Annotated in this window: 10 protein-coding genes; 5 read left to right on the top strand and 5 right to left on the bottom strand. The window is 69.0% G+C overall.

All coding sequences use genetic code 11. The annotated features are described in order from the left end of the window. Nucleotides 1–46 precede the first annotated feature (46 nt). The 4 genes from ACQBAT_RS09700 to aceB form a co-directional block, all read right to left on the bottom strand. A complete protein-coding gene (locus ACQBAT_RS09700) occupies nucleotides 47–1333 on the bottom strand; it encodes an FAD-binding oxidoreductase (RefSeq protein WP_420746434.1) in 1287 nt (428 codons plus the stop codon). After that, a complete protein-coding gene (locus tag ACQBAT_RS09695) occupies nucleotides 1333–2808 on the bottom strand; it encodes an FAD-linked oxidase C-terminal domain-containing protein (RefSeq protein WP_420746433.1) in 1476 nt (491 codons plus the stop codon). The genes ACQBAT_RS09700 and ACQBAT_RS09695 overlap by 1 nt, the downstream gene beginning before the upstream one ends. Nucleotides 2809–2935: 127 nt before the next feature. After that, nucleotides 2936–4723 carry a DUF222 domain-containing protein gene (locus ACQBAT_RS09690; RefSeq protein WP_427197677.1) on the bottom strand — a complete coding sequence of 596 codons (1788 nt, stop codon included), beginning with the start codon at nucleotides 4721–4723 and terminating at the stop codon, nucleotides 2936–2938. Between the two features lie 292 nt (nucleotides 4724–5015). Further along, entirely contained in the window at nucleotides 5016–6647 is a 1632-nt protein-coding gene (gene aceB, locus ACQBAT_RS09685; RefSeq protein WP_420748081.1) for a malate synthase A, read from the bottom strand. A 151-nt stretch (nucleotides 6648–6798) separates the two neighbouring features. On the opposite strand from aceB, the gene ACQBAT_RS09680 reads away from it, so the two are divergent. From ACQBAT_RS09680 to trmB, 5 genes are all read left to right on the top strand, one after another. After that, nucleotides 6799–7404: a hypothetical protein gene (locus ACQBAT_RS09680; RefSeq protein WP_420748082.1), complete on the top strand. Its 606-nt coding sequence runs from the start codon at nucleotides 6799–6801 to the stop codon at nucleotides 7402–7404. Nucleotides 7405–7407: 3 nt separating this feature from the next. Next, nucleotides 7408–9348, top strand: coding sequence for a GNAT family N-acetyltransferase (locus ACQBAT_RS09675; RefSeq protein ID WP_420748083.1), 1941 nt, complete (start codon nucleotides 7408–7410; stop codon nucleotides 9346–9348). A 43-nt stretch (nucleotides 9349–9391) separates the two neighbouring features. Beyond that, nucleotides 9392–9823, top strand: a complete 432-nt coding sequence (locus tag ACQBAT_RS09670; protein WP_420748084.1) for a GNAT family N-acetyltransferase — start codon at nucleotides 9392–9394, stop codon at nucleotides 9821–9823. A 123-nt stretch (nucleotides 9824–9946) separates the two neighbouring features. Next, nucleotides 9947–11809 carry a translation elongation factor 4 gene (gene lepA, locus ACQBAT_RS09665; protein ID WP_420748085.1) on the top strand — a complete coding sequence of 621 codons (1863 nt, stop codon included), beginning with the start codon at nucleotides 9947–9949 and terminating at the stop codon, nucleotides 11807–11809. Then, nucleotides 11806–12606 carry a tRNA (guanosine(46)-N7)-methyltransferase TrmB gene (gene trmB, locus ACQBAT_RS09660; RefSeq protein ID WP_420748086.1) on the top strand — a complete coding sequence of 267 codons (801 nt, stop codon included), beginning with the start codon at nucleotides 11806–11808 and terminating at the stop codon, nucleotides 12604–12606. Before lepA ends, trmB begins: the two co-directional genes overlap by 4 nt. Here the strand turns inward: trmB and ppk2 are convergent, their stop codons facing one another. Continuing rightward, nucleotides 12607–13497, bottom strand: coding sequence for a polyphosphate kinase 2 (ppk2, locus tag ACQBAT_RS09655; protein WP_420748087.1), 891 nt, complete (start codon nucleotides 13495–13497; stop codon nucleotides 12607–12609). Nucleotides 13498–13510 lie beyond the last annotated feature (13 nt).

Here is a 13510-nt window from a genome sequence, read left to right as displayed (position 1 = left end):
AGGTGCGCCGGGTGGTTCCGCCGGCGATCTCTGGGCGTGGACATCCTCAGATCCCTCCTACGAAGCGTCCGGGGGCCAGGATGCGGCCAGGATCGAACTCGGCCTTGACCCGGCGCATGAGATCCAGGCCGGGGACCGGCCCCCAGGTATCGAGCCGGGGGCGCAACTCTGGTGGGGCATCGAGCACCACGCAGGAGCCGCCGAGCGAGCCAGTGAGCTCACGCAGGCTGCTGACGGCTGCAGGTGCGGCATCGTCGGCGGGAAGGGTCGTGTGGAGCACGCCCACCCCCGCCGAGCCCACCGCGGTCCCACCCACGCGCTCGATCTGCCTGGCCAGGGCACCGACACCGCTGAGCCGAGCGGTGGCGCGCACCAGCACGGGGCGGGTCTCGTCCGGGGGGGCCTGACCTCCCCGCTGGCCGGGGTGCAGCAGGCTCGCCCACCAAGGTGGCGGAGCATCATGCACTCGCGCATCGCAGCCGAGGTCGGTCAGGACCTGCTGCAGCGCGGTGGCCCGGGCCTGCACGCCCTCGGTGGTGCCCGACAGCATGGTGACGACCGCCGCAGGGACGCCGGGACGGACGCGCAGCTCGACGGCAGTCGGGACCAGCTGGCTGCCGATCACGGTGGCGAGCACACGGTCGAGCCGTCCGGGCTCCACCGACGTGCCGACCCAGGCCGAGGCTGCGGGGAGAGGGTGGAGCCGGACCGTGACCTCGGTGATCACGGCCAGGGTGCCGTAGGACCCGGTGAGCAGCTTGGCGAGGTCGTAGCCAGCGACGTTCTTGACCACCTTGCCGCCCGCCTTGGCGAGGGTGCCGTCGGCGCGCACGAAGCGGACGCCGATGATCAGGTCTCGCAGGGCGCCGGTCCAGAGGCGACGCGGGCCAGCCACGTTGGTGGCCATCGCACCGCCGAGGGTGGAACCTCGGGTCGCGGGGGTGCTCGTCGGCGCAGCAGTGTCGTGGGCGAGGTCGTCGACGACCACCTGGTGGCCGCCGTCGGCGAGGTGTTCCTGGAAGCGGGCAAGCGGCATACCGGACCCGGCGGTGGCGATCAGATCGCCACGAGAGTGCTCGACCAGCTGGTCCAGCGCGGTGGTCTCGAGAAGCACGTCGACCCGCTCGGGCGGGTGTCCCCAGGTGAGTTTGCTGCCGCGACCACGCACGACGACGGCGAGGTTGTGGGCGCTGCAGGCCCGGAGCAGCGCGGACACCTCGCCCACGTCACGGGGGCTGGCGATCACGCGTGCGGGCACGCCGTCGACGTGGTCCGCGCCCTCCGGATCGCGCAGCGCACACGTCCCGGCGAGGAGATCGAAGGGAGAATGCATCAGAAGACCTCGACCCCGTCCCCGGTCAACGGGTGCCCGCCCTGGCGGATGCGGGGACGCTCGCCGCAGAGGCGGGGAGTGGGGTAGATCTTGCCGGGGTTGGCGACGCTCGCCGGGTCGAACGCGCAGCGCAGCAGCTGCATGGTGTCCAGGTCGTCAGCGGTGAACATCTTCGGCATGTGCTTGGCCTTGTCGGCCCCGACACCGTGCTCGCCGGTGATCGAACCGCCGTGCTCGATGCAAAGGTCGAGGATCATCCCGGAGACCTGCTCGGCGCGCTCGGTAGCGCCATCCTCGGCGGCATCGAAGAGGACGAGCGGGTGCAGGTTGCCGTCGCCGGCGTGGAAGACGTTGGCGACGCGGACGCCATGCTCGGCGCTGATCTCGCCCATCCGGTGCAGGACCTGGGAGAGCGAGGTCCGTGGGACGACGCCGTCCTGGACGATGTAGTCGGGGGAGATGCGGCCCACCGCCGCGAACGCAGACTTGCGGCCGCGCCAGATCTCCGCGCGCTCCGCGGGATCGGTGGCGACCCGGAACTCGAAGGTGCCCGCCTCGTGACAGAGGCGGTGCACCTCGCGAAACTCGTGCTCTACCTCGAGCGTGGGGCCGTCCAACTCCACGACCAGGACTGCACCCGCGCCCTCGGGGTAGCCGCAGTTGACCGCCTTCTCGGCGGCTTCGATGGCGAGGGCGTCCATGATCTCGATGGCTGCGGGCACGATGCCGGCGGCGATGATGGCCGAGGTCGCTTCGCCGGCCTGGTCGGTGGTGTGGAAGCCGGCCAGGACCGTGCGGACCTCTTCGGGGAGCCGGGTCAGCCGGACGGTTGCGCTGGTCGCGATCCCGAGGGTGCCCTCCGAGCCGACGAAGGCGCCCACGAGGTCGTAGCCGGGGGCGTCAGGAGCCTCGGTGCCCAGGGTGACCTGGTCGCCCTGCGGGGTGACAAGGTCCAGGGCGAGCACGTGGTTGCTGGTGAAGCCGTACTTGAGGCAGTGCGCCCCGCCGGAATTCTCGGCGATATTGCCGCCGATCGAGCAGATCTGCTGGCTGCTGGGGTCCGGTGCGAAGTAGTAGCCCTGCGGGCTCGATTCCTTGGTGACCTGCAGGTTGATCACGCCGGTGTCGACGACCGCGCGCTGATCCTCGGGTCGGACCCGGTGGATCGTGCGGAGTCGGCTGGTCACGATGAGGACGCCATCGGCGTGGGGGAGGGCCCCTCCGGAGAGACCGGTGCCCGAGCCCCGCGCGACAAACGGGACGTGGTGGCGGGCGCAGGCCGTCACGGTGGCCGCGACCTCGTCCGCGCTGTCGGCGAGCACCACCAGCGCGGGGGTGACTCGGTAGGCCGCGAGGCCGTCACACTCATAGGTGGCGAGCTGGCTGGGATCGGTGAGCAGGCGAGATGCGGGGATGATGTCGCGCAGGTCAGCAAGCACGCTCGCAGCGCTGCCCACGCCGCTGCTCTCGGACATGCCTGCCCTCCTGGTCGACATCGGCTCGTCACCGGTGACGGTGGTGCTCAGGCCATCGTAGGTGGGCGCGCCCCCTCGCGGGCGTGTTGGTGCCGCCTCGGGGTGGTGGTCCGGGGCGTCTGGGGGCTCAGGCGCTGGCTGGTTCGTCGTCGCTGTCGCTGCTGTGGTGGGTGCTGCGGCGGCTGGTGTCGCTGCGGGCGGTGGGTCGATGCCCGCTGTGATCTGAGCTCTTGGCGCACTGGTCTGAGCTCGTGACGCTGTGATCTGGGTTCTCGACGGTCCGGTGAGGGGTTTGGGCGGTGTGTGGTGGTCGGCCGAGGTGGGTGTCGAGCAGTACCCCGGGGCCGCGGTAGTCGCTGGCCTGGGGGGTGTTCTGCCGGTCGCGGTGTCGGGCCAGGTTGCACCGTTGGCACAGCCCTTGCCCGTCCTGCACGGTGCTGGTCCCGCCCTCGGAGTGCGGGATCAGGTGATCGATGTCGCGGATCGGGGCACCGCACCACGGGGTGCGACAGGTCCGGTCCCGGGCGATGATGAACGCCCGCGCAGCCCCGGTGAAGAACCGTTTGCGCGGATCCCGACAGACCAACGTCCCGGTCACCGGGTCGGTGTACAACCGCCGCACCCACGCCCGCGCCACCTTCACCACCGAGGCCCCACCCGAACCGCTCAGCCCAGAACCCCCGGGCGACTCGTGCTCAGGGCCAAGCTCCGACTTCGACTTCGGTTGGGGCTCCGGCTCGGGGCCGGGCTCGGGTAGGGGTGATGGCGTGTTGGTCGGGAGGTGACCGTGGAGCAGGGCACAGTCGAAGCTGGTGCACCGCGCCCCGTCCGGACAGACCCCGGCCGCCTCGCCCGCGGCCGCCCGTGGCGGCGGCGGTGCGGCGTCCTCGCCCGCCTCGGCGGGCTCCTGGCCGGGCTCGGCGGGCTCCTGGTCGGGCTGGGCGGGTGCTTGGAGGTCGTGGGGGCGTAGGAGGTCGCGGGCCAGGGGTGCGGGGATGGGTCCGTACCCGATCAGGTCAGCCGGGTCGCTGTCTCCGGCGAACAGGGCCGTGTCGCTCATCACGAGCCCGATCTCGACATCGATCCCGTCCACGATCGTGCGCCCGGTCAACCGGGCGAACACCTCATCAGCCATCACCTGGTTCACCGTGCGCGGATCCCCACTGGCTCTCGCGGTGACCGCGTGCTGCTGGAGAGCGTTATAGGCAGCGATCCCCATCGGCGCCGGCAACCGCGCGCTCAACAACGACATCACATCCGGGGTCGGACGGATCGAGACCCCCCGGTCTTGCGCGGCCTTCCGGGCCCGGTTCACGAACCCTGCAGGGTCCAGCTCATACACCAACGCCGCCACCGCAGCACCGATCTCCCGGGTGGACATCCCCTCCAGCCTGGGCGCCAACCGGGTATCGATCTGCGCCCGGTCCTGCGGGTCCAGCGTCGTGGTCGCCTCAGAAATGATCCTGGCCTGGTACCCGTTGATCACCCCCGACTCCAACGCCGCCAACGTCTTAGGCAACTCGGCCACCAGCGCCTTCGCGGTGGTCAGCTCCCGCGACCCCCAATACGGCGAGGTCTTGCGCGCGGTCGCCAGATCATCAGCCACAGCTTGGGCCCGCCGCCGCACCGGCACCCCCGCCTCCTTCTGCGCATCCCACTGCGAATCCGCGAACGCCACCTGCACCCGAGCACCCACCCCCGCCACCGACCGGGACAAATCCTCCAAAGACCGCAGCAACTCCAACCGGTCATCATCCGACAACCCAGTCAGATCAGCACCGACCAACGCAGTTGCGAACTCGCGGACCTGGCCCGCCAGCGTCCCCGAGGCGGCCGCCCCGACCTGCCCCTCGCCCGGGACCGGCCGGGCCGAAGCACCACCACCGCCCGCTGATAATCCCGCCTTCTTCGCCATGCCCGCTCACCCCCTCCAGGTGCGCTCAGATGCTGCTGCTGTGACCAGATCCCCTCGACCCGACCTCGTACATACATCCTAAGAGTCACCACCGACACACCCCACCCCCACGCACCCATCTGTGGACAACCCACCACCCCCACCCGACCATGTGGACAACCCACCCACCGCGACCCAGCCCAGGACGACCGAGAGGGGCTCCGGGTGGGGGAGTTGCGGCATACAGGGGGACTGGAAACGCCCGGCCGACCGCAGGAGCGGCCGACCGGGCGTCACGGAGGGGGAGGGGCGGTTAGGCCATTTCCTCGTAGGCGGGGACGGTGAGGAAGTCGACGTAGTCGTCGGCCACCGCGACCTCGAGGAAGAGGTCCTTGGCCGCGGTGTAGTCCACGCTGCGGTCCTCGGCTCCGGGGAGCGTAGGCACAACCTCGTCCACGAGGCGTTCCACGAGCTCGGTGGTGACCTTCTCACCGGTGTCGTCGAGGACGACGTCGTTGTAGATCCACTGCCACACCTGGCTGCGCGAGATCTCGGCAGTCGCCGCATCCTCCATCAGGTTGTGGATGCCGACAGCGCCGCGACCGGTCAGCCAGACGGCGAGGTACTGGATCCCGACGTCGATGTTGGAGCGCAGGCCCACCTCGGTGACCTCGCCAGGGGTGCCCTTGACGTCGAGCAACGGCTCGGCAGTCACGTGGACGTCCTCCCGGAGCTTGTCGACCTGGTTGGGCGCATCGCCCAGGACCGCGTCGAAGACCTCCATCGCCGTGGGCACCATCCCCGGGTGAGCCACCCAGGAACCGTCGAAGCCGTCGTCGGCCTCTCGCTGCTTGTCGGCGCGGACCTTCTCGTAGGCCGCCTTGTTGGTCTCCTCATCCTTGGACGGGATGAAGGCGGCCATACCGCCGATCGCGTGGGCGCCCCGCTTGTGGCAGGTGCGCACGAGGAGCTCGGTGTAGGCGCGCATCATCGGAGCGGTCATCGTGACGGCATTACGGTCCGGGAGAACGTAGTCGGCACCGCGGGTGCGGTAGGTCTTGATCACGCTGAACAGGTAGTCCCAGCGACCGGCGTTGAGCCCCGCAGAGTGGTCGCGGAGCTCGTAGAGGATCTCCTCCATCTGGAAGGCCGCCGGGAAGGTCTCGATCAGGCAGGTGGCGCGGATCGTGCCCTGGGGGATGCCGAGGGCATCCTGGGCCATCACGAAGGCGTCATTCCACAGACGCGCCTCGAGGTGGTGCTCCATCTTGGGCAGGTAGAAGTAGGGGCCCTTGCCGGCGTCGAGCTGCGTCTGCGCGCTGGCGCACATGTACAGGGCGAAGTCGACCAATCCGCCGGAGGTGCGCTGGCCGTCGACCAGGATGTGCTTCTCGTCCAGGTGCCAGCCACGCGGGCGCATCACGATGGTCGGCAGCTGGGACTGGTCGGTCGTGGAGAGGGCGTATTCCTTGCCCTGGGGGGAGGTGAAACTGATGGTTCCGGCGATGGCGTCCCGCAGGTTGATCTGGCCCTCGACGACGTTCGACCACATCGGGGTGTTGGCGTCCTCCTGGTCGGCCAGCCAGACGCGAGCACCGGAGTTCATCGCGTTGATCGTCATCTTGCGATCGGTCGGGCCGGTCATCTCGACCCGGCGGTCCTCCAAGCCGGGGGCGTGGGGGCCGACCCGCCAGGAGTCGTCCTCGCGCACCGACGCCGTCTCGGGCAGGAAGTGGAGATCTGCGCCGTCGGAGACGGCGTGCACGACCGCGCTGCGGGCGGCCAGCCGCTCCTGGCGGCGGGGTTCGAGCGCGCGGTGCAGGCTGGCGATCAGCTCAAGAGCCTGACGGGAGAGGATCTCCTCATAGCCAGCCTTGAGCTCGCCGGTGACCTCCACGCCATCCGGCAGGTCGAGGCGGATGGCGTCAGGCTGCGTCTGCGTCATGTGGTCTCCTCCAGGGATTTCACGATGCGGAAAAAATCTCTCTATTTCAAGATATCGTAGCGCGTCGACCCTTGCCCGTGCACGGTCAGGGCGGGCAGTGCTGGTGTTAGTCTCGCGGCCAGTCAGCCGTCCCGCTCCTGGAGGCCCATCCGTGCCGCTCAATAAGGTCCGCCAGCTGCGCCGCAAGGGCAGCTACTGGCATCTGCACCGCTACGAATTCGATCTGGATTCGCCGGCTGTGCAGCAGATCCTGGACGCGTCCGCAAGAGGTGGTGGCCCCGGTCCTGCGCTGGTCGAGGTGAACCTTCCTGACCTGGACGCCATGCGCGCGAGCTCCAAGGAGTTGACCGAACGCAAGTACGAGCAGCTCAAGGAGCGCATCGGCGCCCGCGACATCACGGCCTACCTGATCCGCACCGCGGAGGGGGAGTGGGCCGGCTACTGCCACCTGGCCTTCAACCGGTTCGATGATCGCTATCTCTCGCACGTGGTGCGCCTGCACAAGGATCAGGCGTTCTTCGTCGATGACCAGGTCTTCAAGCCCTTCCGGCGCCGCGGACTTCACCTCCACAGCATCGGCCGACGGTGTGAGTTGGCACGCAAGGGCGGACTTCGCACCGGCGTGGTGGTGCTGAACGACAAAAACACCGCCTCCCGCGCTGCCTACAGCCACGTCGGCATCCGACCGGTCCGCAAGCTCACCCTGGTGCGACCGTTCAAGGTGATGATCCAGACCCCGATCCTGGGCAGGAGGTGACCTGTGGAGACCGACATCATCCGCGATGGCGAGGGGCTTGATGCACTGCGCGAAGAGTGGCAGGAGTTGGAGCAGCGCGACCCGCACTCGACCTTCTACTCGACCTTCGCCTGCGTCCGTGCCTGGTGGCGTTCCTACGGTCAGGATGACGGCCACGAGCTGCTGATCGTCACCGCCCGGCAGAATGGCACGCTCGTCGGGCTGGCACCGCTGTCCTACCGGCCGCAGGTGCGCTTCACCGTACCGATCAAGGAAGTTCGCTTCGCCAGCCACGGCGACTACCTGGGCTTCCTGCTCGACCCGGAGATGTCGGCGCACACGGTGACGACGACCCTCCTCGACACGGTCTTCGAGCAGAGCGACTGGGACATCCTGAACCTCACCAATATCCCGGCGTCCACCCCCTTCTCCGCCTCGCTGCTGCGCTCGAGGCATCACGAGAAGCTGACGGCACTGTCCGAGAACCCCTACATCGACCTCCTGCCCTACGACAACTTCGAGGCGTTCACAGCCCACTGGTTGCCGTCCCACACGCGCAAGTACCGCAACAAGTTGCTGCGTGAGACCGAGGCGACCTTCCGGGTGATCGACGAGCCCGAGGACAACCTGCTCGACCGTATGGCGCAGCTCCACCGGGCGGAGCGCGACCACCTCCGCGCACAGGGACGCAAGGAACGGCACAGCCTCTACGACGACGATCTCCGGGTGGAGCACTATCGCGAGATCTACGCGCAACCCGGCACCACGCGGACGTTCGTCTACGAAGCGCCGGACGGAGAGCTCCTCGGTTACCGCAGCTGCTTCCGACACGCCCGCACCCTGTTGTCCTGGAACAGCGCCTATCACCCGGACGTCGCGGACCTGCGGATGGGCAAGGTCATCCAGTACGACATCCTCGAGCACCTTTTCGAGCGCGGGGACATCGACATCTTCGACTTCGGTGCGGGCCGTTACCCGTGGAAGTTCGAGTGGACCGACCGCTCGACCTTGTCCTACCGCTTCCGCTACGACCGCCCGGCCCTGACGGCGGCTGCACCGCCGCCTCGGCTGGCCACGCCGTCTCCGAAGGCACCCGGGGCGTCGCAGGGCCGGGGAATGTCGAAGGCACCCGCGAAACCGAACGCCCAGGCGCGGGCTGAGCGGGTCAGGGAGAACCAGGCCAAGGTCGCCGAGGTCGAGGTGGCCCGGCAGGCCCGAGCCCTCAAGCGCTCACAGCAGCTCCGCTCACCGGTCCCTGCTGGCCGCGCCGCCGCCGTGCAAGGTGCCCGCTCCGTCCTGCACCGCGCGTTGCCTCCCGTGATCTACTACGTCCCGCACCCGGACGACGAGGCGATCTACATGGGCGCCAGCATCTGGTCCGAGCGCAACCGCCGCACGATCGTCGTCGCGCTCACCAGCGGTGGCTCCTCCACAGTGCTGCCCTGGATCAACGAGCGCCTCGGCCAGCAGGTCACCACCAAGGACCTCAAGCGCAGCCGGGTCGCCGACCTGCGCCGCTCGGTCGCACACCTGGGGGTCGAGCCGCAGGACATCCACGTGATGGACCTCCCGGACGGCAAGCTCACGGCCAAGCGGGTGCGCACGGTCGTGGACGAGATGGCCACGCGCTATCCGCGCGCCAGCCACCGCACGATGAGCTATCTCGACCCGCACTCCGACCACGCCGCGGCCGGGGAAGCAGTGCGCCAGGCGCACGCCGACGGCACCATCACCGACTGCCTCTTCCACGTGCCCGTCGATCTGGTCGACGACGATCTCGGTCACCCGGTCTCGCTGTCAACGGCCGCCTGTGACGCCAAGCGGGCCGCCCTGGCGGAGTACCGCGTCTGGGACCCCTACTCCGAGCGGTACGCCATCGGGCTGCTCAGCGTGCCCGACCTCATCGCCGGCCAGGCGATCGAGCCGCGAGAGCGCGTGCACGGCCCGGACCTGCCCACCCGCTGACGCTCACGACGACGAGCCATCCCTGCCCGACTATCCTGAGCGGGTGGGTGCTCACGAGATCGTCATTGCTGCCGGCTCCCTGCCGACCAGGGACGAGTTGGTCGAGCTCTACGACGCGGTGGGGTGGACGACATACACCCAGGACCCCGAGCTCCTCGAAGCCGCGGTCGCCGGTTCCACCCACGTCGTGACCGCCCGATACGGCGAAGAACTCCTCGGTCTGGCCCGGGTGGTCTCCGACGGCGCGACCATCGCCTACCTGCAGGACGTGCTCGTGCGACCCGAGCTTCAGCGTGAGGGCGTGGGCCGTTCCCTGGTCCAGGCCGCCCTCGAGCCGTTCGAGCGGTGCCGGCAAAAGGTCCTGCTCACCGATGACGAGGATCGCCAGCGGGCCTTCTACGAGTCGTTGGGGTGGACCGAGATCCGCGATCACGGCGACGGCTCGTTGCGCGCCTTCGTCCAGCTCGGCGGCTGAGGCCACGCCGCCCCACCCCTCATCCCGGCCGCGATTCCGGCCCCGGCCCCGGTCCGTGGGACACTGGGCGGACTGCCCGGCCACACGGCATACCGTCCAGCACTCTTGAGGTTGAAAACCAGCGTGTCCCCGCTCGCCCGCCCGACCACGGTGCCCCAGCCGGCCTCCACGCCGCCTGAACTCATCCGCAACTTCTGCATCATCGCCCACATCGACCACGGCAAGTCCACGCTGGCCGACCGCATGCTGCAGGAGACCGGGGTCGTGGACCAGCGGCAGATGCGCGACCAGTACCTCGACCGGATGGACATCGAGCGCGAGCGCGGCATCACGATCAAGAGCCAGGCCGTGCGGATGCCCTGGGCGGTGCCGGACCAGACCCTGATCCTCAACATGATCGACACGCCCGGGCACGTCGACTTCACCTACGAGGTCAGCCGCAGCCTGGCGGCCTGCGAGGGCGCCGTGCTGCTGGTCGACGCGGCGCAGGGGATCGAGGCGCAGACCCTTGCCAATCTCTACCTGGCGATGGAGAACGACCTCACCATCATCCCGGTGCTCAACAAGATCGACCTTCCCTCGGCCCAGCCGGAGAAGTATGCCGAGGAACTCGCCGGACTCATCGGCTGCGACCCGCAGGACGTGCTCAAGGTCTCGGGCAAGACCGGAGAGGGCGTGCCGGAGCTCCTCGACCGCATCGTCGCCGAGATCCCGCCGCCCGTCGGCGATGCCGACGCCCCCGCCCGCGCGATGATCTTCGACTCGGTCTACGACACCTACCGCGGCGTGGTCACCTATGTCCGGGTGGTCGACGGCAACCTCTCCCCGCGCGAGCGGATCGCCATGATGTCGACCAAGGCCACCCACGAGCTGCTCGAGATCGGTGTGATCAGCCCCGAGCCGGTGCCGAGCAAGGGCCTGGGCGTCGGCGAGGTCGGCTACCTGATCACCGGCGTCAAGGACGTCCGCCAGTCCAAGGTCGGTGACACGATCACCGGCGAGCGCAACCAGGCGGCGACCGCGCTGGGTGGCTACAAGGACCCCAAGCCGATGGTCTTCTCCGGGCTCTACCCGATCGACGGCTCGGACTACCCGATCCTGCGCGACGCCTTGGACAAGCTGAAGCTCAACGACGCCGCGTTGGTCTACGAGCCGGAGACCTCGGCCGCGCTGGGCTTCGGCTTCCGCGTCGGCTTCCTCGGCATGCTCCACCTCGAGATCGTGCGTGAACGGCTGGAGCGCGAGTTCAACCTCGACCTGATCTCCACCCTGCCCAACGTCTCCTACGACGTCCGCCTCGACGACGGCACCGAGGTCGAGGTCACCAACCCCAGCGAGTTCCCCGGCGGCAAGATCGCCAGCATCACCGAGCCGGTGGTCCGCGGCACGATCCTCGCGCCGAGTGAGTTCATCGGCGCGATCATGGAGCTCTGCCAGAGCCGCCGCGGCACCCTGCGTGGCATGGACTATCTCTCGCCCGAGCGGGTCGAGATGCGGTATACCCTCCCGCTCGCCGAGATCGTCTTCGACTTCTTCGACGCCCTCAAGTCCCGCACCCGAGGCTATGCCTCGCTGGACTACGAGCCCGACGGGGACCAGGAGGCCGACCTGGTCAAGGTCGACATCCTGCTCCAGGGCGACACCGTCGACGCCTTCAGCGCCATCGTGCACAAGGACAAGGCCTACGCCTATGGCGTGCAGATGGCCGGCAAGCTCAAGGAGCTCATCCCCAGGCAGCAGTTCGAGGTGCCGGTCCAGGCCGCGATCGGCTCGCGCGTCATCGCCCGGGAGACCATCCGCGCGATCCGCAAGGACGTGCTCGCCAAGTGCTACGGCGGTGACATCAGCCGTAAGCGCAAGCTGCTGGAGAAGCAGAAGGAGGGCAAGAAGCGGATGAAGATGGTCGGCTCCGTCGAGGTGCCGCAGGAGGCCTTCATCGCCGCGCTCTCTCAGGACGCCTCCGCGGTGGAGAAGGCGAAGAAGTGAGCGAGGGGTCCGCCGACTCCCCGCAGCCCACCTCGCCCCCGCAGCCGCCGCCGGGTCACTACGCCCTCGGCCACCCGGTCATCGGGCCCCGGCCACTCGCCCGCACCCGGTCCTTCACCCGCCGCGGAGGCCGTATGCCGCGCACCCACCAGGCGGCCTGGGACCGGCTCAGCCGGGAGGTCGTCCTCACCGTGCCCCGCGCCCACGGCGACACGTCCACGGTGGTGGAAACGTCATACCGACTGGACGTGGGGGAGGTCTTCGGCCGCCGTGCGCCACTCGTCGTGGAGGTGGGCCCTGGCTCGGGCGACGCCCTCGTCGCGGGCGCCGTCGCGCGCCCGGACTGGGACTTCCTGGCGTTCGAGGTCTGGCGGCCCGGGATCGGACACGCGCTGGCCAAGATGGAGGCGGCGACCGGTGGCCCGGCGCTGCCCAACGTGCGGGTGATCGAGGCGGACGCCTCGCTCGCGCTGCAGACCATCCTCGAGCCGGGCAGCGCCCACGAGGTCTGGACCTTCTTCCCCGACCCGTGGCCCAAGACCAAGCACCACAAGCGGCGGATCGTCAGCGACGATTTCGCGACCACTGTGCGCGACGTCCTCACCGAGGATGGCGTATGGCGTTTGGCCACTGACTGGGACGACTACGCCGAGGCGATGCGCGAGGTGCTCGACGCGCGCGAGGATCTGCGGCTCGTCTCCACCGAGCGCGCGCCGCTGCGGCCGGTGACGAGGTTCGAACGGCGCGGGACCGAGGCCGGTCGGGCGATCACTGATCTGGCGTACGTGCGCGTCTGATCAGTCGCCCACCGCGTGGGCGGCCCGCTTGACGAGGCGTGGATCGGGCCGCAGCACGACGTCTGGGTCCTTGCCGTCGTAGTCGTACTGGCTCAGGAACATCCGCATCGCGTTGATCCGCGCACGCTTCTTGTCGTTGGACTTGATCGTGGTCCACGGCGCCCAGTCGCTGTCGGTGCGGCGGAACATCTCCTCCTTGGCCGCCGTGTAGTCCTCCCACCGGTCCAGGCTCTCCAGGTCCATCGGCGAGAGCTTCCACTGGCGCACCGGGTCGAGCTGGCGGATCGCGAAGCGGGTGCGCTGCTCGGTCCGGGTCACCGAGAACCAGAACTTGGTGATGGAGATGCCGGAGTCGACCAGCATCTTCTCGAACAGCGGCGCCTGCTCCATGAAGGTCTCGTACTCGGCATTGGAGCTGAAGCCCATCACCCGTTCCACGCCGGCGCGGTTGTACCAGGACCGGTCGAAGAGGACCATCTCCCCGGCCGTGGGGAGGTGCTGCACGTAGCGCTGGAAGTACCACTGCCCGGCCTCGACCTCGGTGGGCTTGTTCAGCGCGACGACGCGCGCGCCGCGCGGGTTGAGGTGCTCGGTGAAGCGCTTGATCGAGCCTCCCTTGCCGGCCGCGTCGCGCCCCTCGAAGACCAGGATGTGGCGGCTGCCGTTGTCCTTGGCCCAGTACTGGAACTTCAGCAGCTCCACCTGCAGCAGCCATTTCTCGACCTCGTAGTAGTCACGGGTCATCCGCTCGGCGTAGGGGTAGTCCTCGCGCCAGGTGTCGACTGCGCTGCCGTCGGGGGTGATCAGGTCGGGATCGGAGCCGCCGTCGTCGCGGACCGTGTAGCCCTCGTCCCGGAGCCGGTCGATGTATTCGCGAAGCCGCTGCTGCACGCGGACGACAGTA

It is taken from the genome of Ornithinimicrobium pulveris (genome assembly GCF_050261105.1).
GTDB lineage: Bacteria > Actinomycetota > Actinomycetes > Actinomycetales > Dermatophilaceae > Ornithinicoccus.
The sequence above is the reverse complement of the archived record's forward strand: the minus strand, read 5'-3'. Positions and strand labels throughout refer to the sequence as shown.